Source organism: Actinopolymorpha alba DSM 45243, from assembly GCF_000373925.1.
Classification (GTDB): domain Bacteria; phylum Actinomycetota; class Actinomycetes; order Propionibacteriales; family Actinopolymorphaceae; genus Actinopolymorpha; species Actinopolymorpha alba.
In genome coordinates this window covers 23,346-44,324 of record NZ_KB892741.1, presented here as the reverse complement: position 1 = coordinate 44,324, position 20,979 = coordinate 23,346, and the positions used below count along the sequence as shown (strand labels likewise).

Annotated in this window: 20 protein-coding genes; 5 read left to right on the top strand and 15 right to left on the bottom strand. The window is 68.8% G+C overall.

What is annotated here, in order from left to right; genetic code table 11:
* Positions 1–97: 97 nt before the first annotated feature.
* Positions 98–664, bottom strand: a complete 567-nt coding sequence (locus tag B141_RS45405; protein WP_020574745.1) for a bifunctional hydroxymethylpyrimidine kinase/phosphomethylpyrimidine kinase — start codon at positions 662–664, stop codon at positions 98–100.
* A gap of 85 nt (positions 665–749) precedes the next feature.
* On the opposite strand from B141_RS45405, the gene B141_RS0108560 reads away from it, so the two are divergent.
* Entirely contained in the window at positions 750–1,916 is a 1,167-nt protein-coding gene (locus tag B141_RS0108560) for a nucleotide sugar dehydrogenase (RefSeq protein WP_020574744.1), read from the top strand.
* A 493-nt stretch (positions 1,917–2,409) separates the two neighbouring features.
* Here the strand turns inward: B141_RS0108560 and B141_RS0108550 are convergent, their stop codons facing one another.
* The 5 genes from B141_RS0108550 to B141_RS39605 all read right to left on the bottom strand — a co-directional run bounded on the left by B141_RS0108550 (position 2,410) and on the right by B141_RS39605 (position 7,711).
* Positions 2,410–3,375 carry an electron transfer flavoprotein subunit alpha/FixB family protein gene (locus B141_RS0108550; RefSeq protein ID WP_020574742.1) on the bottom strand — a complete coding sequence of 322 codons (966 nt, stop codon included), beginning with the start codon at positions 3,373–3,375 and terminating at the stop codon, positions 2,410–2,412.
* A gap of 15 nt (positions 3,376–3,390) precedes the next feature.
* Positions 3,391–4,188, bottom strand: a complete 798-nt coding sequence (locus tag B141_RS0108545) for an electron transfer flavoprotein subunit beta/FixA family protein (protein ID WP_020574741.1) — start codon at positions 4,186–4,188, stop codon at positions 3,391–3,393.
* A 270-nt stretch (positions 4,189–4,458) separates the two neighbouring features.
* Positions 4,459–5,343, bottom strand: a complete 885-nt coding sequence (locus B141_RS0108540; RefSeq protein ID WP_020574740.1) for a sugar phosphate isomerase/epimerase family protein — start codon at positions 5,341–5,343, stop codon at positions 4,459–4,461.
* Positions 5,344–5,489: 146 nt separating this feature from the next.
* Positions 5,490–6,215 carry a DUF3558 family protein gene (locus B141_RS45400; protein WP_020574739.1) on the bottom strand — a complete coding sequence of 242 codons (726 nt, stop codon included), beginning with the start codon at positions 6,213–6,215 and terminating at the stop codon, positions 5,490–5,492.
* A gap of 164 nt (positions 6,216–6,379) precedes the next feature.
* Positions 6,380–7,711: an MMPL family transporter gene (locus tag B141_RS39605; protein ID WP_020574738.1), complete on the bottom strand. Its 1,332-nt coding sequence runs from the start codon at positions 7,709–7,711 to the stop codon at positions 6,380–6,382.
* 86 nt (positions 7,712–7,797) lie between these two features.
* On the opposite strand from B141_RS39605, the gene B141_RS0108525 reads away from it, so the two are divergent.
* Entirely contained in the window at positions 7,798–8,607 is an 810-nt protein-coding gene (locus B141_RS0108525; RefSeq protein WP_020574737.1) for a class I SAM-dependent methyltransferase, read from the top strand.
* Positions 8,608–8,663: 56 nt separating this feature from the next.
* On the opposite strand, the gene B141_RS0108520 is transcribed toward B141_RS0108525, so the two are convergent.
* The 4 genes from B141_RS0108520 to B141_RS39595 all read right to left on the bottom strand — a co-directional run bounded on the left by B141_RS0108520 (position 8,664) and on the right by B141_RS39595 (position 13,786).
* A complete protein-coding gene (locus tag B141_RS0108520) occupies positions 8,664–9,026 on the bottom strand; it encodes a hypothetical protein (RefSeq protein ID WP_020574736.1) in 363 nt (120 codons plus the stop codon).
* A gap of 188 nt (positions 9,027–9,214) precedes the next feature.
* The gene (locus B141_RS0108515; protein WP_040420741.1) at positions 9,215–10,420 is read right to left on the bottom strand and encodes an MFS transporter; all 1,206 of its coding nucleotides are present in this window, start codon (positions 10,418–10,420) and stop codon (positions 9,215–9,217) included.
* Between the two features lie 1,318 nt (positions 10,421–11,738).
* On the bottom strand, positions 11,739–12,596 hold the full coding sequence (locus B141_RS39600) for a M23 family metallopeptidase (RefSeq protein ID WP_020574734.1): 858 nt from the start codon (positions 12,594–12,596) through the stop codon (positions 11,739–11,741).
* A gap of 512 nt (positions 12,597–13,108) precedes the next feature.
* Positions 13,109–13,786, bottom strand: coding sequence for a M23 family metallopeptidase (locus B141_RS39595; protein WP_020574733.1), 678 nt, complete (start codon positions 13,784–13,786; stop codon positions 13,109–13,111).
* Between the two features lie 584 nt (positions 13,787–14,370).
* Between B141_RS39595 and B141_RS0108500 the strand changes: the two genes are divergently transcribed.
* Positions 14,371–14,781: a BlaI/MecI/CopY family transcriptional regulator gene (locus B141_RS0108500; RefSeq protein ID WP_020574732.1), complete on the top strand. Its 411-nt coding sequence runs from the start codon at positions 14,371–14,373 to the stop codon at positions 14,779–14,781.
* Positions 14,782–14,784: 3 nt separating this feature from the next.
* On the opposite strand, the gene B141_RS39590 is transcribed toward B141_RS0108500, so the two are convergent.
* The 4 genes from B141_RS39590 to B141_RS0108480 form a co-directional block, all read right to left on the bottom strand.
* Positions 14,785–15,531: an acyltransferase gene (locus B141_RS39590; RefSeq protein ID WP_202805702.1), complete on the bottom strand. Its 747-nt coding sequence runs from the start codon at positions 15,529–15,531 to the stop codon at positions 14,785–14,787.
* A 123-nt stretch (positions 15,532–15,654) separates the two neighbouring features.
* The gene (locus tag B141_RS0108490; protein ID WP_020574730.1) at positions 15,655–15,855 is read right to left on the bottom strand and encodes a cold-shock protein; all 201 of its coding nucleotides are present in this window, start codon (positions 15,853–15,855) and stop codon (positions 15,655–15,657) included.
* Between the two features lie 258 nt (positions 15,856–16,113).
* Positions 16,114–17,100, bottom strand: coding sequence for a class I SAM-dependent methyltransferase (locus B141_RS0108485; protein ID WP_020574729.1), 987 nt, complete (start codon positions 17,098–17,100; stop codon positions 16,114–16,116).
* Positions 17,101–17,160: 60 nt separating this feature from the next.
* Positions 17,161–17,952, bottom strand: a complete 792-nt coding sequence (locus B141_RS0108480; protein ID WP_020574728.1) for an enoyl-CoA hydratase/isomerase family protein — start codon at positions 17,950–17,952, stop codon at positions 17,161–17,163.
* Positions 17,953–18,211: 259 nt separating this feature from the next.
* Here B141_RS0108480 and B141_RS0108475 point away from each other — a divergent pair, with 259 nt between their 5' ends.
* Positions 18,212–19,297 (top strand): S-(hydroxymethyl)mycothiol dehydrogenase, encoded by a 1,086-nt coding sequence (locus tag B141_RS0108475; protein WP_020574727.1) that lies wholly within the window; start codon positions 18,212–18,214, stop codon positions 19,295–19,297.
* A complete protein-coding gene (locus B141_RS0108470; protein ID WP_020574726.1) occupies positions 19,294–19,923 on the top strand; it encodes an MBL fold metallo-hydrolase in 630 nt (209 codons plus the stop codon). The genes B141_RS0108475 and B141_RS0108470 overlap by 4 nt, the downstream gene beginning before the upstream one ends.
* A gap of 32 nt (positions 19,924–19,955) precedes the next feature.
* Here B141_RS0108470 and B141_RS0108465 read toward each other — a convergent pair whose 3' ends face one another.
* Positions 19,956–20,876: an SMP-30/gluconolactonase/LRE family protein gene (locus B141_RS0108465; protein ID WP_020574725.1), complete on the bottom strand. Its 921-nt coding sequence runs from the start codon at positions 20,874–20,876 to the stop codon at positions 19,956–19,958.
* Positions 20,877–20,979 lie beyond the last annotated feature (103 nt).

The window sequence follows — 20,979 nt, the reverse complement described above, 5'->3', positions numbered from 1 at the left end:
CACCGCCGCTGCGGCCAGCGCCCGGGCGTACCCGTCGAGGGAGTGCGCGTCCTGGCCGCACCGGCGGCACCGGGGGCACCGGCCGCACTGGCATCGGTCATCGCGGTCCCCACCAGGCGTGGGAGTGGTGGACCGGTCCGCAACCCGTACCGACCGAGAGCCGGTCGGCGGCCGCGAGCGCCTCGGTGACGTACGCCTTCGCGTCACCGACCGCGCTGATCCAGTCGGGGCGCCGGGGGCGCAGCGCCGCGATCGCGGACGACAGGGTGCAGCCCGTGCCGTGGGAGTGCTTGGTGTCGACCCGCGGCGCCCGGAACCACGTGGTGACCTCCCGGTCGACGTAAACATCGGCGGACTCGCCGGCGCTGGTTCGATGCCCGCCCTTGACCAGGACCCGCCGCGCTCCCAGGCGGCACAGATCCACGGCGGCCCGCATGCCCGCCGCCGAGGCGTGGGTGGCCGTACCCAGGTTGACCAGGACGCCCCCGGCCGCTCGGGCCAGCACCTCAGCGTCCTCGACCGCATCAGCCATCGCCGGCGACGCCCCGGCGGCCAGGAGCGCGTTGGCAGTGAATCCCGCGACGACAACGTTGGTCAGGCAGTGAACGAGAGGTGCGCCAGCACGCAACCCCTCGAGTGCCCCGGCCACCTCATCGGTGGTCACCGGGGCTCGAGTGCGACCCTTTCGCCATCACTTTGTGGGCGTATGCTCCTGACACTTTGGTCCGCAGAGAGAGGGTCCTCGCCGCATGAAGATCGCAGTCGTCGGTACTGGATACGTCGGACTCTCGATATCCGTGCTCCTCGCCCAGCACAACGAGGTCGTGGGTCTCGATATCGACCCCAGCCGAGTGGCGGCGCTGAACGATCGGCAAAGTCCGATCAGGGACCCCGAGATCATCGAGTACCTGACGACCAAGGAACTCAACCTTCGATTCACCCTCGACAGGCAGGACGCCTACGCCGGCGCCGACTTCATCGTGATCGCGACGCCGACGGACTACGACCCAGACACGAACTACTTCAACACCACGACGGTCGAGAGCGTCATCGACGACATCATGCGCATCGAGCCCGACGCCGTGACAGTCATCAAGTCAACGGTCCCAGTAGGCTTCACCGAGCGACTTCGCGTCACCAAGGACGCCCAGAACGTCATCTTCTCCCCGGAGTTCCTCCGTGAGGGCAAGGCGTTGTACGACAACCTCCACCCCTCCCGGATCATCGTCGGTGAGGTCAGCGACCGCGCGCGGACGTTCGCCGAGTTGCTCCGCGATGCCGCCATCGACGAGGACCCCGCCGTCCTGCTTACCGGCAGCACGGAAGCAGAGGCGATCAAGCTCTTCGCCAACACCTACCTCGCCATGCGGGTCGCCTACTTCAACGAACTCGACTCCTTCGCCGCGACGCACGGCCTCAATCCTCGGGAGATCATCGACGGTATCGGCCTCGACCAGCGCATCGGCGACTACCACAACAACCCGTCTTTCGGCTATGGCGGATACTGCCTGCCCAAGGACACCAAGCAACTTCTGGCCAACTACGCGGACGTGCCACAGAACCTGATCCAGGCCATCGTCGACTCCAATGCGACCCGCATGGACTTCATTGCCGACGACATCCTCAGCCGCCAACCGACCCGCGTGGGTGTCTACCGCCTCATCATGAAGGCCGGCTCGGACAACTTCCGTGCCAGCAGCATCCAGGGCGTCATCGAGCGGCTCCGCGACAAGGGCGTCGATGTCCTCATCTACGAGCCAGCACTCGATGCCGACAGCTTCCACAACACGCCGGTGACCGAGGACTTCGCGCACTTCACCGAGACCACCGACCTGATCATCGCCAACCGTCTTACCGACGAGGTCCAACCCCTGCGGCACAAGGTCTACACCCGCGACCTCTTCGGAACGAACTAGCGCGTGTTCCGTAGATCTTCGTTGAGGTCTTGGTCTGACTGACCGTCGTGGATGAGGATCGGCCTACCCGGCGGGTGCCCTGCCGTGCCCCGAGCGGCGCGAGGACTTGGTGGAGGTGTCTCAGCTTCGTCACCTCTGCCAGGTCATGGCAGCCGCGGTGGCCGATCTCGCATCGAGGACGATCTTCGAGCCTGGGTTCGTGAGACAACTTGGCCGCCGCAGGAGCGCGGGCCTAGAGCAGTGGAGCTTTTCCGGTGCTCCGGATGCGGAAATGCTCCATTGCCTTGCCCGATTGGCCACCTAGCGCCGAGATCTCTTCCTCATCCTGGCCCGCACATCCGCGAAATTGATCAACGGTCCCGGCTTCGGGCGTTCACCGCTGCGGGTGTCCGGTTCCGCCGCCGTTGATCAACTTCGCTCGACCGGATCCAAAAGAACCGTGCCCAAGGCGATGGGTTCTGAATAAGCCTCAGCACCACAGACAAGACACGGTCTAGCCCTTACGGCGGGTGATCTCCTCCGTCGCCTGCGGGAGCACCTTGTGGAGGTCGCCGACGACTCCGAAGTCGGCCATCTCGAAGATCGGAGCCTCCGGGTCCTTGTTGACGACGACGATCGTCCGGGAGGTCTGCATGCCGGCACGGTGCTGGATCGCGCCGGAGATGCCGGCCGCGACGTACAACTGCGGCGAGACGGTCTTGCCGGTCTGCCCGACCTGATAGGCGTGGGGGTACCACCCGGAGTCGACCGCCGCCCGCGACGCACCGACCGCGCCGCCGAGCGCGTCAGCGAGCCCTTCGACAACGGTGAAGTTCTCCGCCGAGCCGACACCACGACCACCCGACACGACGACCGCGGCCTCGGTGAGGTCGGGCCGCCCGGTCTGGGTACGCGGCGCACGCTCGACCACCCGGGCACCCTTCGCCGCCTCAGAGATCGTGACGCCGACCTTCTCCTCGACCGGCTGTGCCGCCGCGGGCTCGGGAGTCGCGGCGTTCGGCTTCACAGTGATGATGGGGGTCCCGTGGGTGACCTTCGCCTGGACTGAGTAGTTGCCGGCGAACACGGACTGCGTCGCGACCGGGGCACCATCGTCGCCCGCCACCACGTCGACCGCGTCCGTCACCAGGCCGGAGCCGAGCTTGATCGCGAGCCGCCCGGCGATCTCCTTGCCGTCGGAGTTCGAGGTCAGCAGGATCGCGGCCGGTTGGGCCCGTTCGGCGAGTTGGGCGAGTGCGTCCGCCTGCGGTGCCACGAGGTACTCCGTCAGCTCGGGCTGCTCGAGCAGGTAGACCTTCTGCGCGCCGTACGCCGCGAGGGTGTCCTTGGCGCGTTCGTACCCGGTCCCGACAAAGACCGCCGCCGGCTCCCCAAGACGCCGGGCGATGGTCAGGAGCTCCATGGCGGTCTTGCGTACCACCCCGTCGGCGTGGTCGACGAGGACGAGAATCTCACCCATCTGCGCAGCCTTCTCTCACACGAACTTCTGCTCGGCCAGGAACGCGACGAGCTGCCGCCCGCCGTCTCCGTCGTCGGTGACGACGGTGCCCTTCTGGCGCGGCGGCCGCTGGGCGTACGACTCGACTGTGGACCACGCCACGGCCAGGCCAACCTCGCTGGCGGCCACGCCGAGGTCGGCGAGGCTCCAGGTCTCCACGGGCTTCTTCTTCGCCGCCATGATTCCCTTGAACGACGGGTAGCGGGGCTCGTTGGCCTGGTCGGTGACGGACACGACGGCGGGCAGGGTGGCCTCGACCGTCTCAGTCGCGGCCTCGCCATCCCGGCGGATCGTCAGCGTCCCGCGGTCATCGGAGAGCTCGAGCGACCCTGCGAAAGTCACCTGCGGCCGACCGAGGCGTTCGGCCAGCATCGCGGGAACGACGGACATCCCGCCGTCCGTGGACGCCATGCCGCACAGAACCAGATCGACCGGGCTGGTCTCGTCGAGCTTCGTCAGCGCCTTCGCGAGCACCAGCGAGGTCGCCGGCGCGTCGGAGCCGTGGATCGCGTCGTCGGTGACGTGGACGCCCTTGTCGACACCCATCTGCAGGGCCTTCTTGATGGCGTCCGAGGCGCCAGCGGGTCCGACCGTGAGGGCCGTGACCTCGGCGTCGCCGGACTCCGCGAGCTGTAGCGCCGCCTCGATGGCGTGCTCGTCGAGTTCGGAGAGGACGCCGGGCACGTTGACGCGGTCGACAGTCCTGTCGGCCGGGTCGAAGGTCCGGTCGGCGGTGGCGTCCGGAACGTACTTCACACACACGACGATGTTCATGCTCGCGTCGGGCTCCTCACTCGCTCCTCGCACCGAGCTGGCTTGCGCGGCAGGTCGTCCACCGCTCGGGAGCGGTCACGGCTGCCTGGGACGCTTCACAGCCTGCCAGGCCGCCGGTGACCCTGTCCGCGGGGATGGCGATCCTGTCCGCGCGACGTTACCCGCGAGTAGCTTTTACCGCAACCATCGGCTGCCGCGGCCGAAAGAAGCGGACCTTAGAGGTCGCGCGGATGGGATGTCGCGGGCTGCGCGGCCCTGTCCGCGCGACCTCTACAGAACCGCGGCGAGCGACTCCGCCGTCTTGGCTACGACGTCACGGACCGGTAGGGCCCGAAGCTCCGCGTTGAACGGCTCGACCTTGACTGGTCCGGTGTACCCGATCTCGCGCAACGCGCCGACGAAGCCCGCGAGGTCGATGACCCCGGTCGCCCCGGGCAGCGTGCGGGAGAGGTCCTGTTGCTCGTCGCGTTCCAGCCCGGCCGGCGCGTCGTTGACGTCGACCGCCACGATCTGCTCGGCGGCCAGGCCGCGCAGGTCGTCAGCGGTCTCCGCCGAGGTGTACCAGTGGAAGGTGTCGAGGATGACGCCCACGTTCGGGCTCCCGACCGCGGCGAGCAGTTCCTTCACCTCGGCGAGCGTATGGACGAACGGATGCCGCTCGGTGGACCAGAACGTCTTCGGACCGACGTACTCCAGGCCGAACCGCACCCCCGCATCCGCGAGGATCTCGTCGACCAGCGCGATCCGCTCCACGTGCCGGGTGAAGTTACGGCGGTACGTCAGGTGGTCGCTCATCGGCCGGATCCAGGTGCCCGCCCGGTCGACGGACCACCTGCGCAGCGTCGCGGCGTACGCGGGAAGCTCCGCCAGCTGGGTGGCGAACGTCGCGGCGTCGGCGTTGAGGTCGACCGGGATGCCGGTGTTACCCCACCGGATGTCGCGGTCGGCCAGGCGGGCACGAAGCTGGCCTGCCTGCTCCTCTGTCAGCGTGCCGAGGTAGCGCAGATCCGGCTCGACCGCTCCGAACCCGAACTCGCCGGCCAGCTCCACCGCCGCCTCGAAGCCGGGGTTGATGCCCAGTGCACCGGGACTGAGGTTGGTGAAGAACGTGTCTGTCGCGGCGGACCCGCCGGTGGTGGAACCAGTGCCGGACACTGGCGTACCCCTCTCCTTCTCCAAACGTGCGCGCGGCGGCCGCGTGACCGCCGCGCCTCGTACAGGGCCTCAGTCTGGTACAGGAATGCCCGGCAACACCCCCGTCGCCCTCCCATCGGGTCCGATACCGGACCCGTCTGGGGCGGTCAGCTGCCGACGAGCACCTTGACCGCCGCGGTCGCGGCCTTCGAGGCGGTGTCGCACAGCTCGTCCTGCGACGCCTTGGCACCCGTCGAACTCGCGGTGTACTGCAGGAAGAGCATCTGACCCTTCGCCACGTCGACGCTGGCGAAGCAGGCGGTGTTGAGGTGCGGCAGGCGGATCGTCGCGGCCGCGAACCCCGCGGCCTTGAACTTCCGCACGTCCCCGTCCACGCCCGGCATGAACGCCTCGAAGCCCTCGTCGGTGACGGCGGTGACGCTGAGGTACCGCTCGCTCGACTTCCCCTTCAGCGAGCAGTCCCTGGCGTTCTCGAACAACGTGGACGCGTCGTCGCTGGGCTTGCCGGCGTCGACGTCGAAGTCCGCGACCGACATCTTGCCCAGCAGCTGGCAGCCCGCGGTCTTCGTGAGGCTGATCTTCTGGGGCTTCTTCTCCTCCGGCCAGGGCGTGGCGGCGGGCTTGCGGGGTGCGCGGTCCGCGGCCTGGTCAGTGTCGGCCTTGCCGGCGGCCTTGCCGGCGTCCTGTACGGGCTCGCGCGCGGGCGCGGTGAGGGTCGCGCCCGCCTGCGCGGTGGGCGCGGGCGCCGCGGAGGTCTTCGTGGGTGTCGGCGCGGCGGCCTCGGGATCCGAACTGGAGCAGGCCGAAAGCGCTACGACGGGTACGGCGAGGGCGGCCACGCAGGCCACGAGTTTCATCCGGTTGGTCCGCATAGCGGAGAAACGTAACGTACTCACTCGACGCCTCTGCGTGCTCCCTCCCCCACGTGAGGAAGCCAGACACCGGGTCTCCCAGGGGCTCCGCCGCCTGCCTAAATGATCACGTATACGTGGTCATTGCCGGCTTCCACGTATACGTGATCATTTGGGGCCCTGGCTCAGTGGCCGCCGTATCCCTCGCGGCAGAGCCGGCCGGGCCACCACATCCACCGGCCCGCCACGAACGCGAGCGCCGCGACGAGAAGCGGCCGGACGACGAACGTGTCGAGGAGAACGCCGAACGCCACGATGAACGCCAGCTGTGCCAGGAACACCGTCGGCACGACCGCGAGCGCGGCGAAGCTGCCCGCGAGCACAACGCCGGCCGCGGCGATCACACCGCCGGTCATCCGGAGCCCCTCCAGCATCGCCGCCCGGGCTCCGAGCGCCGGCACCTCGGCCCGCACCCGCGCCATCAGGAGGACGGCGTACCCGCTGTTCAGGCCGACAAGGAGGACGAACCCCACCAGCGGGACCACCGGGTCGGCGCCCGGAAACCGCAGGACGTCCCGGAACACCAGCGCGGCCACGCCGATCGTCGCACCGCCGGACAGGACGGCGGCGAAGACCAGCACCAGCGGCGCGACCAGGGCCCTGAGGGTGAGGGCGAGTACGCCGAGCAGGACGACCAGCACGAGCGGGACCGTCCGCACAAAACCTCCGGGCGGCAGGGCGCGACTCGCCCGGAACGCCGGCACGAACCCGACGAGGACGATGAGGACCGCGAAGGTGAGCACCCAGACCGCCTTGGTACGCCGGACGATCAGTGCGGCCAGGACCGCCCACACCCGCCCACCCGCCCCCGGCGGCTCACCATCGACCGCGAGGCGCCGCGGCCAGTACGCCAGGCGACCGAGCAGCGCCAGCGCCCCCGGCAGGAAGGTCAGCGCGACCAGCAGGGCCGCCGCGATCCCGAGCGCGGCGACCAGAGCGAGGCCGACGACGACGCCCGACGCCCTGGTGGTCGGCATCCCGCTCGTCACCAGGCACAGAGCTGCGAGGATGACCGTGAGTCCGGATGCCAGGAGTGGCCGGGCGCTGCGCCGCACGGCTGCCCTGACCGCCTCCACAGGACGCTCGCGATGCCGCAGCTCCTCCCCGCACCGCCCCGCCACCAGCAGCGAGTAGCCCGCACCGGCGCCGACCACAAGACTGACGAGGACCGCCTCACTCTGACCGTCCAGCCTGATCACTCCAGCTCTGTCGAGCCCGAAGCTGGTCGTTGCGGCCACGGCCACCCCGAGGCCGGCGCTCACCAGCACGACGACGGGGAGCAGCGCGCTGCGGGTGACGAACGCCAGGATCCCGAAGGCGATCGCCGAGGCCAGCGGAAGCAGCAGCTCCGGTCCGGCGAACGCCTGGGCCAGCTCGAGCGGGATCTGGCCCCCACGGGCTTCGCCCGCCAGGCCCACCCCCACCGCCAGGCGAACCACCGGCGCCATCGTTCCCATGCGGTGATGGTCCCCACGGGTGCCGGTGGATACCCTGACGGTCGCGTGATCGCCCCAGACACCCTCCGCCTCAAGGAGGCCCGCTCGTGCCGGACGGCAGCGTAGGTGCGAGCCAGGCTCTCCCCCTGACGGGCGAGCGCACCATGCCCGGGATCTGGCACGAGAACTACTGGTTCCGCCGGCACGAGATCGTCTACCAATGGGTGGCGCGTACCCTCGCCGACAACGGTGCTGGTTCCGGCCCTCAACGTCGTGGGGGCCCACCCCCACCGCGTCTCGGACCCACCCGCAGCCTCTTCGACGCCGGCTGCGGCGAAGGCTACGGCGCCGAGCTCCTCCGGCGTTCCACCGGAGCCGCGGTCGTCGCCCTCGACTACGACCAGCTGGCCGCCACGCACGTCCGCCGGTCGTACCCCCACGTTCCGGTGGTGCGGGGCAATCTCGTGCGGCTGCCGTTCGCCGACCGGGTGTTCGACGGAGCGGTCAGCCTCCAGACGGTGGAACACCTCTGGGACCAGGAGGCGTTCGTCGCCGAATGCGCGCGGGTCACCCGACCAGGAGGCGGAGTCGTGCTCTCCACGCCCAACCGACTCACCTTTCCCCCCGGCAACATCTGCCACGCCCGCGAGCTCACCGGCGCTGAGCTCCGAGCGCTCCTCACCACGCCGGCCCTCGACCTCACCCTGCTCACGGGGCTGCACCACGGCGAACGCATCGTCGAGTGGGAACGCCGGTACGGAAATCTTGTCAACGCGCAGTTGGCAGCGCCGCCGAGCGCGTGGCCGGCACACCTCGCGGAGTTCGTCTCTTCCCTCAGCGCGGACGACTTCGTGCTGGACTCGACCGACCTCGACTCCGCGCTGGACCTGCTGGCGGTCGCCCGGGTGACGGGCTGAGGCGCCCGGGTGACGGGCTGAGGCGCCCGGTGGACGGTCTTTAGGCGATCGGGCGGTCAGGGGCGAATGAGCCGCTCCAGGATCCGTCCGACCACGAGGTAGACAGCGGCCGCGATCCCCCAGTTGACGAGGGTCTGCTTCACCACGCTGTCGAAGGTGAAGATGTCGGCGAACGGCCCGTCGAACCGCCCGGCGAGGGTGAGTACGCCGGAGACGAGTGCGTTGCCCTCGTTGGCGCCGAGCGCGGTGAGCAGTGCGCCCAGCGCGAGCACCAGCGCCGCCAGCACCGCGACTGTGAACACGGCGGTGGCGAGCAGGTCACGAAGCCGTGCGATCAGGTGGCCGAACGACGCCCGCCCGGCCGCCTGCCCGCTCCGATCCCGCCGGCGTTGGCGGCCCTGGTCCGGCTCGGCTGCCATGGGTGCGTCCTCGGTCACGGCGTCCGATCTGGCCTCATCTGTCACGGTCGCTCCCCTCCACGACAGATGAGAGGTTAAGGCCAGCCAACACCCGGTGTCACACCCACGGCCCGGCCGGACAGGGCCGCGTGACCAGTCCCCCGAAGCTCGACCACCTGGCCACCCGGCCGGCCCCGACCTGCGCTAGCTCACACCTGCTCGCCGACGGCGGCCGCCTCGTCCGGGATCACGCAAGGGTTGGGTTCGCGTCCGGCGTACATCACCACGACGGACACCAGGCACAGGCCAGCCGCGACCACGAACGGCATCCGCGGCGACCCAGCCCACTCGGCCAGGTGCCCCACGAGGATCGCGGCCGCGGCTCCGCCCGACCAGCGCAGGAAGTTGTAGCCGGCGCTGGCGACCGGTCGCGGCGCGTTGGAGACCGACATCGCCATCCCGGTGAGGAACGTGTTGAGGCAGCCGGAGGCGATTCCTGACGCCACGACGGCGACCGCGATCAACGGTCGCGATCCCCAGACGAACGCCAGCAGCAGGACGGCGTACAACGCCAGCGCGAGCACTGTCGCGTTCCGTTCACCGACCCACCGTGCGAACCGTGGTCCGACGACCACGCCGCAGATCGCGACCATGAGGCCCCAGCCGAAGAAGATCCCGCCCACGGCGAACGGGCCGTACCCGAGGACGAACGGCGTCCAGGCGAGGACCGTGAAGAACGCGTACGTGTAGAGCATCGCCGCCAGCGCGACGATCAGCAGCCGCCGGTCACGGAGGGCTCTGAACGGCGCCGCGATCGACGTGCGGGTGGCACTGGGTTGGTCGCGCACGAGCATCGTCGCGGTGAGAACGAGCGCGACCAGCATCAGCAGCGAGGTCCCGAGGAACGGCCCACGCCAGGAGATGCTGCCGAGGGCGGCACCGACCAGGGGGCCAGCAGAGATGCCGAGGCCGAGCGCCGCTTCGTACAACAGGATCGCGGCCATCTGCCCACCTGAGGCGGCGGCGACAATCGTCGCCAGCGCGGTCGCGATGAAGAGCGCGTTGCCGAGTCCCCAGAATGCCCGCAGCGCCACGAGTTGGCCGATGGAGCCGGCGAGCGCACAGGTGCCTGCGAACACCACGATCAGAGCGAGACCGGCGAGCATCGTGCGTTTGCCGCCGTACCTCGAGGCGAACACACCCGTGACCAGCATCGCGAGCACCTGAACGACGAGGTACGACGCGAAGAGCAGGGTCACCTCGGACGGCGTGGCGTTCAGACCCTCGGCGATCGACAGCAGGATCGGGTCGACCAGGCCGATACCCATGAACGCGATGACCGCGGCGAACGCGACCACCCAGACCGACCGCGGCTGTCCCTTGACGGCATCCAGCAGTTTCACCTGATGTGACACGAGTGGTGAGGCCCCTTCCTCATCGCAGAGGTAATCGCTCGCAGTCTAACTTAGCATTGCTAACTAATCTCCCGGATTCGCGCCTCTGGCATCCCGCCAGTCCCGCCAGCGACTCCGGGGGCGGGCTGGGCGGTAGCGACTGGGCGGCAGGACTGGGCGGCAGGACTGGGCGGTAGCGGCCGGGCGGTAGCGGCCGGGCGGTAGCGGCCGGCATTCTGAAGGCGCTCGAACCCGCTCAAGATCATTTCGGGGAAGCGGCCCACGATTCGCGCGGAACATCGGCCGCTTCCCCGAAATGACCTTGAGCCAACAACAAGCCGTCCGACCCACGAGGCAACCGACATCCCACCGTGAGGCTAATTCAAAACTCGCGGCCTCTCGTTGGTCCGCAATAACGGGCACTCCTATTGCGCCTTGAGTAGGCGACACCTTCGATCCGAAACCGGCCATCTACTCAAGGCTCGGCGGAGGCCACCTCGAGCCGTCCACATTTCGGATGGCTTACCGGACACCTCGCAACCTGTTCATGATCAACTTGCGGAAATCGCCCACGATTCGCGCGGAGCGTGGGCGATTTCCGCAAGTTGATCATGGGCGGTCCCGAAGATGCTCGCTATGCGAGATCGACCACCGACGTCACCCTAAAATGTGCGGAGGAGTCTCCGTCAAGAAGCCGACACACCTTCGTCACGTCGGCTCCCGCCGCACTCTGACCCACCAATCTGCCGGCGCCACGGGGTTTGAACCGGCGCCACGTCGTCACCGAGCAAGCTGAATTCTGAATGCTTCGCCGGGAGATACCGTGTGAGGTGGCGGCCGTCTCGAATGGCGTACACCCGGTTGTATCGGATAGTGAGAAGCCACGCTTTTGTCTCACATTGCGTACACCCTTTGGCGGACCTCACGCGACAATTCCCCACCTCACTAGGCGAATTTGCCTTGCCTGGTGAGAACTTGCCCTGCCTCGCACTGCAGTAGGTGTACACAATGTGAGACACCGCCCGCACCATCTCACATCGCGGGCAGACCTGAATGTGTCGCGGCGCGAAACCTTGAGCAGGTGCCCAGTTCCCGCGCAAAAGTGGGCGTCTACTCAAGGTTCGGCGAGCACGGGTGCCGTGCCTGGGCCGCCACATCCTCGCCAGATTCCACGTCGACCTCGGCTCAGCCAGCTACCTGGCGCGACGGGGGTTTTGAATAAGCCTCAAGGCGAACCTGTCAGAGGTTTCTCGGTCTCTTAGCCGAGAAACCTCTGACAGGTCGGGGAATCAGAGCTCCCGCCAGAAACCTCTGACAGGTCGGCGACTGGAGCTCCGGCTCAGGGGTTCAGGCCTTTACGCTTCAGCCAGTTGACCGGGTTGATCGCGTCAGACAGGCCACCCCCGTTGGGGTGGACCTCCAGGTGCAGGTGCGGGCCCGTGACGTTGCCGGTGGCCCCGACGTAGCCGATCACGGTCCCGGCCTTCACCTTCCCGGAGGTACGCGCGTACCGGGACATGTGGGCGTACCACGTGACCGTGCCGTCGGAGTGCCGGACCTCGAGGTGGTTGCCGTACGCACCCGCCCAGCCGGCCGCGATGATCCGGCCGTTACCGACCGCGCGGATGGGCGTACCCGACGGCGCGGCGAAGTCGAGACCGTGATGGAACGACGACCACCGGCGGCCGCTCTGCCCGAACCGCCCGGTCAGGTGGTACGACGCCAGCGGCAGCACCCAGTTCCGGGACTTCCGGTCAGCCTGGGCCGGCTTCCGCCCGGCCCCGGTCGCCTTCCGCTCGGCCCGGGTCGCCTTCCGCTCGGCCCGGGTCGCCTTCCGCTCGGACGCCCGACGGCGGGCGGCGTCCTGCTGCGGGGCGATCCGCTTGCCTGCCGCGTCCGCGGCCACCTGCCCGGAGCCGGACTGGTCGGACGCCGACGCTCCGCCCGAGGCCGGTCCACCTGAGCCAGGTCCACCTGTGTCAGGTCCACCTGTGTCAGCCCGCGCATCCTCAGCCGCGAGTTGCTTCGACGCCGCGGTGGAGACGGAGTTCTCAGACGGCGTGCCGGCGGTGACGGCGAGCGCCGTTCCGGCTCCTGCGGCGCCGAGCAGGACCACCGCCCCGGCCAGGGCAAGGACTGGGATATCGCGCCACCGAACAGCCCACAGGGCACGGAAACGTCGTACGAAGGGTTCCACGACTCGCAACCTCAAAGCTCGACGGCGCGCTCGGGCCGTGTGGGCGCGAGCACGCCGTGCCCGAAAAGACGGGCGGAGGGGTTACCCGTGGCTGCGGTCTTCGGCCGCGCCCCCGGTAAGCCGGGGAACCCTGTTTACGGACATTGTCGGACCGGTGAAAGTTGCGGGCAGAATTCGGCATTCGGAGCCGATGGCCCGACCTCAGAGCCGGTCGAGCGACAGTACTAACAGAGGATCTCGGCCCCTTTCCACCGCGCCGGTCAGGCAAATCTACGATTCTGTGTCGTAGTCCGGTGAAGGCCGAGATCCTCTGTCAGGGCGGGAATGGATGGATTCGCGTGCGCCGCTCTCCTACGATGATCCATAGTCGTACCAGACACCGTGTGCCCAGCATCACAATTCCGCCCGAGCCACAGACCGGCAGATAATTCCCGAAGCCGGCCAGTCGGTTCTTCCGGATTCGCCGTGAGAATCGCCGTGAACGGGTCGGCTGGATCCGCACGGTCCTTTTGTCAGGGATCCAGGCCCTTGTCCTGGAGCCAGTCCATCGGGTCGATCGCGTCGGAGAGTCCGCCGCCGTCGGGGCGTACCTCCAGATGGACGTGCGGACCGGTGACGTTTCCGGTTGCTCCGACATAACCGATGATCGTGCCGGCACGGACCTTTCCGGAGGTACGTTCGAAGCTGGCCATGTGCCCGTACAACGTCACCGTGCCGTCGGAATGCTTGACCTTGATCCGCTTGCCGTACGCACCACTCCAGCCAGCCGCGATGATCCGGCCCTTGTGGACCGCACGGATGGGCGTGCCATAGGGCGCCGCGAAGTCGAGTCCGTGGTGGTACGACTTCCAGTTGTCGCCGCTGTCTTTGAACCGGCCGGTGAGGTGATACGACCAGGAACGCACCGGAAGGACCCAGTCGGGATCCGTTCTGTCATGCCGTGCGACCTGCTCGGCGGCCCGCTTACGTGCCGCGTCCTGCTCGTCCCAGCTGGTCGTCGAGGCATCAGTCGAGGCATCAGTCGAGGCCTGGTCCGATTGCTCCGGTTCACTACCGGTCGCCTCTCCCGCGGCTTCCTCGGTCGACGTCGGCGCGGCTTCTTCGGTCGACGTCGGTGCGGCTCCGTCAGTGGACTCTGTGGCACTCTCGACCGGGCTCGCCTCCTGGCCGGCGCCGTTGTCAGACTTCACCTCTGCCCGGACACCGGCAGATCCTTCCCCGGTGGACTTTGGTGCGGCACTTTCGACTGGCCCCTGCCGTCCGGCGGGCACAACCGCCGACAGGGACGCTGAGCCTAGGTGGCGTGGCGTGCTGCCAGCGAGCCCGACGACGGTGGCGGCCCCGGCGACGGCGACGGTACAGCTGAGTGCGAGTCGTACGACCCGCCCTCGAATTCGACGTCGCCGGCGAATACGCTGCGGGTGCGATTTCATCATTCCTACCTCACGCGGTTGGACGGCGGATCGCCACGTCTGACCCCATCCACACCGACTGCGCGGGACCGCACCCCGCGTGCCGATGATGGGCAATTCAGGGCGGTCACATCATCGAAATCCCCACCGCGGAGCCCAAAAAAACCAAATTCCAGCTTTCGTTTAAGGTGATACCAAACCATTCCGACCGAAGTTAATCTCAGAAAAGGCGTACAACAGAAATCCGCTTTTCACAGCCACGCGGGGGCCGTATTTCGGAGCGCGAGATTTCGCCGCTACGTTGACCATAGAAATCCACGTGCGGGTGAATCACCGCCGCCCGGAATGCTGGGGAGCATGGGATGCCTCGTTTCGGGGAACTCGAAGAACAGATCATGCTCCGCCTGTGGGCGGCCGACCATCCGCTGCGGGTTCGGGAGGTTCGCGAGGCGCTGCGCCCCGACCGCGAACTCGCCCACACCACAGTCATGACGGTCCTGGACAAGCTGTACCGCAAGGGCATGCTCCGACGGGAGGCCGCGGGCCGCGCGTACAAGTACGAACCCGTCATGTCACGGGAGTCCTACACCGCGACCCTCATGCACGAGGGCTGGTCGATGGCGGAGAATCCGGCGGCCGCGCTGGTCTACTTCATCGAGGCCATGACGCCCGACCAGCGGGACGCCCTCCGCGACGCCATCCGCGTCGTACTCCCCTCGCCGCGCCCCGCGACCCGTGAGGAGGAGGCGAGTACGCCGGACGAGCGGAGATGAGGCTCAGAGCGTTCCGGTCGCGTCGGGGGTGGCGGCGGTGGTCCCGCCCGAGCGGACTTCCGCCGCGGCTTCCGACGCCCCGCGCGCCAGCCCTTCCAGGTAGGCACGCCGGCCCGCGCCGGCCTCATAGAGGGCCCGGCGATCCTTCACAACGCGGGCGGGTACGCCGGCCGCGATCGTCAGGTCCGGCACCTCGCCCCGGACCACGGCGTGGGCCGCGACGACGACGCCGGTCCCGACCGAGGCGCCGCGCAACACCGTGACCTTGGTGCCGAGCCAGCAGTCGGGCCCGATGCGTACCGGAGACTTCACCAGTCCCTGGTCCTTGATGGGGACCGCGAGCTCACTCGTCACGTGGTCGAAGTCGCAGACGTAGCACCAGTCGGCGATCAGGCTGGCCGCCCCGATCTCGACGTCCAGGTAGCAGTTGACGGTGACGTCCCGCCCGAAGACGCATTTGTCCCCCACCCGGAGGGTGCCCTCGTGGGCGTGCAACCTGGTGCCGTCACCGAGGTGCACCCAGCGTCCGAGGACGAGCCGGCCGTAGCCCCGTCGTACCCGCAGATCAACCCGGCGTCCGAGGAAGACGAACCCCTCGGTGATGACGTCGGGGCGGCGGATCCGCAGGAGCAGGAAACGCCAGTAGCGGACCAGGTAGTAGGGCGTCCAGGCACGGTGCCGGATCACCCAGCGAAGGCTTGCGAAGGTGAGGAAGCGGGCCTGGCGAGGAGCCCCGACTCGATGACGCACGGCGTACGACACTAGACGACGCGTCGACCCGGCGTGACCTGGCCGGGCTCGCAGGGCTTGCGGAAACATGGTGAAGGCCCGCGGGAAATCCCGCGGGCCCTCAACGCTTTGCGGTTCCTGGCCTCACACCGCGCGGACGTTCTCCGCCTGCGGACCCTTCGGGCCCTGCACGACGTCGAACTCGACCCGCTGGTCCTCCTCCAGGCTGCGGTAGCCGTCGGCGACGATCGCGGAGTAGTGGACGAAGACGTCCTGACCGCCGTCGACGGAAATGAAGCCGAAGCCCTTGTCAGCGTTGAACCACTTGACGGTTCCTTGCGCCATGTTTCTTGTTTCCCCTCGCGGAGACGTTATGGTGCAGTGCCCGAACCTCACGAGCACCGAGTCGCCACGGGGCATGCCCGCGTGTCGAATCCCGCGGGCTGAGAGTTCACGCGCAGGACCAATCACACTTCGACGGCCTGCTAACGCGCACTCTGACGCGCGTCTTGTCGAAACGACGAACGACCGCCGAGGACGGTACCACGCCCGATCACCCTGTGACCATGGTCCCTGTACGCCGGATACCCGAAGGATGTCCGCTCACGGACGTATGCCGGTTACCGACACGTTGTAGTAGAGCTCGGCGGGCACCAGCGGCTTCAGCATCCGGTCGAGTGCCGACAGCCGGAGCCAGCCTTTGTACGCGAAGGTGGCCCAGCCCCAGCCCAGCCGGTCGGGGTTGACCGCGTGCTCCAGCGTGCGGACCGGCCAGCCGAACCACGCGGCGGTGAGCTCCTCGGTCACGGTCCTGACCTGCTCCGCTCCGGCCCGCCGGGCCGTGCGCGCCAGGGTGTCGGGGTCGAAGGTGTGCAGGTCGACCACTGCCTCCAGCGCCGCCGCCCGCGAGGACTCGTCCAGCTCCTTCTGCGGCCGGGCCCAGCGGTCACGGACCACCGGCACTTGGGTCGCGCGGGTCGCGAGCCACCAGGTCGCCCGCGACAGCCGCCGCGCGACCAGGTCGCCGTACCGCGTAGGCTCCCCGCAGATCACGAACCGGCCACCGGGCTTGAGCACCCGCAGCATCTCCCGGAACGCCTGCTCCACATCCGGGATGTGGTGGATGACCGCGTGCCCGATCACCAGGTCGAAGGTCTCGTCGGGGTACGGCAGGTGCTCCGCGTCGGCCACCCGGCCCTCGACCTCGTAGCCGAGCCGGCGGGCGTTCTCCTTCGTCGCCTCGACCATCCCGGGCGACAGGTCGGTCACCTGGGCCTCGTCGAGGATCCCGGCCTGCTTGAGGTTGAGGGTGAAGAAACCCGTGCCGCACCCCACCTCCAGCGAGCGGGCATACGGCCAGCCCCACCCGCCGGCGACCGCGACGAACCGGTCCCGCGCGTAGGCGATGCAGCGGTCGTCGAAGGAGATGGACCACTTGTCGTCGTACGTCTGGGCTTCCCAGTCGTGGTAGAGGACGTTCGCGAGCCTCGGGTCCTCCCAGGCGGCCTCGACCTCCTCCGCGCTCGCGGTGGGGTTCGGTACCGGGGCGGGGGTAGCGCCGATGGACGGCTCGCTGTCGTTTCGCGGCATCAGGTTCCTTCGAAGAGCTCTCGTCGTCGCCAGGGGATTCGGGTGGCCGGCGGCCGGCGTTCAGCGTCCCTTGAACTCCGGTCTCGCCTTCTGTACGAACGCCGCCATCCCGATGGTTCGGTCCTCGGTCGCGAACAGCCCCGCGAAGCTCTGGCGTTCGATCTCCAGGCCCGTACCCAGATCGACGTCCAGGCCACGGTCTACCGCGGCCTTGGCGGCCCGCAGCGCCACCGCGGGACCACCCACGAAGTGCGCCGCCCACGCGCGGGCGGCGTCGTAGACCTCCGTGCCCGGCCCGTCCGGGTCGACCACCACCACCTCGTCGACCAGTCCGATGGCGAGCGCCTCCGCGGCGTCCACCATACGGCCGGTGAAGATGAGGTCCTTCGCCTTGGCCGGACCGACCAGGCGGGGCAGTCGCTGGGTCCCACCGGCGCCGGGGATGACACCGAGCTTGATCTCGGGCTGGCCGAGCCGGGCGGTCGCAGCCGCCACCCGGCGGTCGGCGGTGAGGGCGAGTTCGCAGCCGCCGCCGAGGGCGTACCCGGTGATCGCGGCGACGACCGGCTTGGGGATCCGGGCGACCGCGTCGAACGCGGCAGTGAGGCCGCGGGAGCGGACCTCCATGTCGGCGTACGACATGTCGGCCATCTCCTTGATGTCGGCGCCCGCCGCGAACACCTTCTCCCCGCCGTACAACACGACCGCGGCGATGTCGGCCCGTCCGGCGGCCTCGCCGGACGCGGCCCGGATCTCCTCCTGCATCGAGCTGTCGAGCGCGTTCATCGGCGGCCGGTCCAACCGGATGGTGCCGATGCCGTCCTCGACCTCGAGTCGCACCCAGGTGCCCACGGGGTATCCCTCCCTTGACTGGTGACCGAGCCGGTTGACCTGACCGATAGCGGCACCGCGAGCTTAGGCGGTGCGTGACGACGCACCTGGTACGGCGCGCGCCAGACCGCGTGCCGACCAGCACGGGCGCCTGCCTTATCACGCCACGCAGCGTGCCCGACCGGCGCCGCAGCGCTGATCCAACAGGCTTCACAGGTGGGCCCCGATCCTGCCAGGATCCGACACGGGCGCGATGACGCGCCGAGGAGGGAGTACGGCGATGCCTGACGTCCGAGCGGTGGTGTCCCGAGCCAAGGACACACCCGTGAGCCTGGAAACCATCCACGTGCCAGACCCCGGACCCGGCGAGGCGCTCGTCAAGGTCCAGGCCTGCGGGGTCTGCCACACCGACCTGCACTACAAGCAGGGCGGTATCGGCGACGACTACCCCTACCTGCTGGGGCACGAGGCGGCCGGTGTCGTCGAGGCGATCGGTGCCGGCGTCACCGAGGTCGAGCCGGGCGACTTCGTGATCCTCAACTGGCGCGCGGTGTGCGGGCAGTGCCGGGCCTGCCGGCGCGGGCGGCCGTGGTACTGCTTCGCGACCCACAACGCAACGCAGAAGATGACGCTCGCCGACGGTACGCCGCTCTCCCCCGCCCTCGGCATCGGCGCCTTCGCCGAGAAGACCCTGGTCGCGGCCGGACAGTGCACGAAGGTCGACGCCGGCACTCCGGCGACAGTGGCCGGGCTCCTCGGGTGTGGCGTGATGGCCGGGCTCGGCGCGGCGCTCAACACCGGGTCCGTCCAGCGCGGGGATTCGGTCGCGGTCTTCGGCTGTGGCGGCGTCGGTGACGCGGCCATCGCCGGCGCCAGCCTCGGTGGTGCGACCACCGTGATCGCCGTCGATGTCGACGACCGCAAGCTCGAGTGGGCCCGGCAGTTCGGGGCCACCCACACCATCAACTCCCGCCAGGAGGATCCAGTCGACCGCATCCGCGAGCTCACCGGCGGCGACGGCGTCGACGTCGCCATCGAGGCGATCGGCCTGCCCCAGACGTACAAGCAGGCGTTCTACGCGCGCGACCTCGCGGGCACCGTCGTGCTCGTCGGGGTGCCCACGCCGGAGATGACCCTCGAGCTACCGTTCATCGACCTGTTCAGCCGGGGCGGCGCCCTCAAGTCGTCGTGGTACGGCGACTGCCTGCCCTCCCGCGACTTCCCGGTGCTCATCGACCTCTACCGCCAGGGACGCCTCCCGCTCCAGGCGTTCGTCAGCGAGGAGATCGGCATCGACGGCGTAGAGGCGGCGTTCGAGAAGATGCATGCTGGTGAGGTCCTGCGTTCAGTGGTGGTGATGGCATGAGTCCTCGGATCGAACGCGTCGTCACGTCGGGGACCTTCAGTCTCGACGGCGGCACCTGGGAGGTCGACAACAACGTCTGGCTGGTCGGCGACGACCATGAGGTGGTCGTGATCGACGCCGCGCACGATGCCGGGCCTATCCTCGCCGCGATCGGCGACCGGGAGGTCCAGGCGATCGTGTGTACGCACGGACACAACGACCACATCAGCGCTGCCGTCGACCTGCGGGACGCGACGAAGGCGCCGGTCTGGCTCCACGGTGGCGACCGGATGCTGTGGGACGCGGTCTATCCCGAGACCGAACCCGACTCCACGCTCACCGACGGGCAGACCTTCCCGGTCGCCGGCATCGAGCTGCAGGCGCTGCACACGCCCGGACACTCACCCGGCGGTGTGTGCCTGCACGCCGCCGCTCTGGGTGCGATCTTCACCGGCGACACGCTCTTCGCCGGTGGTCCGGGCGCGACCGGCCGCTCGTACTCCAGCTTCGACACGATCATCGCGTCGATCCGCGACCGGCTCTTCACCCTGCCGCTGGAAACCGTGGTCTACACCGGACACGGCGACACCACGACGATTGGTTCGGAGATGCCGCACCTGCAGGAGTGGGTCGCCCGCGGCTTCTAGGTGGGGCGTGGGGCCGCCGGGTCGCTAGGTCGCTAGAACAGCGGGGCGCCGTTGACCGGGAGCAGCACGGCGTAGAGCGAGGTGGTGGCGGCGATGAAGAGGCGGTTGCGCTTGGGACCACCGAACACCACGTTGGCCACGGTCTCGGGGACGAGGACCTTGCCGAGGAGCGTGCCGTCAGGGTCGTAGCAGTGCACGCCGTCGCCGGCGCTGGTCCAGATCCGGCCGGCGGTGTCGAGCCGGAAGCCGTCGAACAACCCCGCCGTACAGGTGGCGAAGACGTCACCGCCCGCGAGCGTGCCGTCGTCGGTGACGTCGAAGACCCGGAGGTGGCGAGGGCCGTCCGCGACGTGCGTGGCTCCTGTGTCGGCGATGTAGAGGCGGCGTTCGTCGACCGAGAACGCCAGGCCGTTGGGGCGGACGAAATCGTCCGCGACCACCCGGATCTCACCCGTTCCCGGATCCACGCGGTAGACCAGGCAGGAACCGATCTCACTCTCGGCCTGGTGACCCTCGTAGTCGCTGTCGATGCCGTAACTCGGATCGGTGAACCAGATCGAGCCGTCCGACTTCACCACCACGTCGTTGGGGCTGTTGAGACGCTTGCCCTGGTAGTTGTCGGCGATCACGGTGATCGAGCCGTCGTGTTCGGTACGCGTGACGCGGCGGTTGCCGTGCTCGCAACTGACAAGGCGGCCTTGACGGTCGAGCGTGTGCCCGTTGGTGTAGCCGGCTGGCTGCCGGAAGACGCCCACGGCACCGGTCGTCTCGTCCCAGCGCAGCATCCGGTCGTTCGGGATGTCGCTCCACGCGACGAACCGGCCGGCCGGCACATAGACCGGTCCCTCGGCCCACCGGCACCCTTCGTACAACTTCTCCAGTCGGGCGCTCGTCTTGACGCACGGGGTGAAACGCGCGTCGAGTACCTCGAAGGTGGCGGCGTCACCGGACATCCCAAACCTCCCGCACGGCTCGTGGTGGCAGCCGCGACGTGGCTACCGGTCTGGACGGTAGTGGTCGTGGTACGCCGGAGGCGACCGATGCCCGCACCCGTGC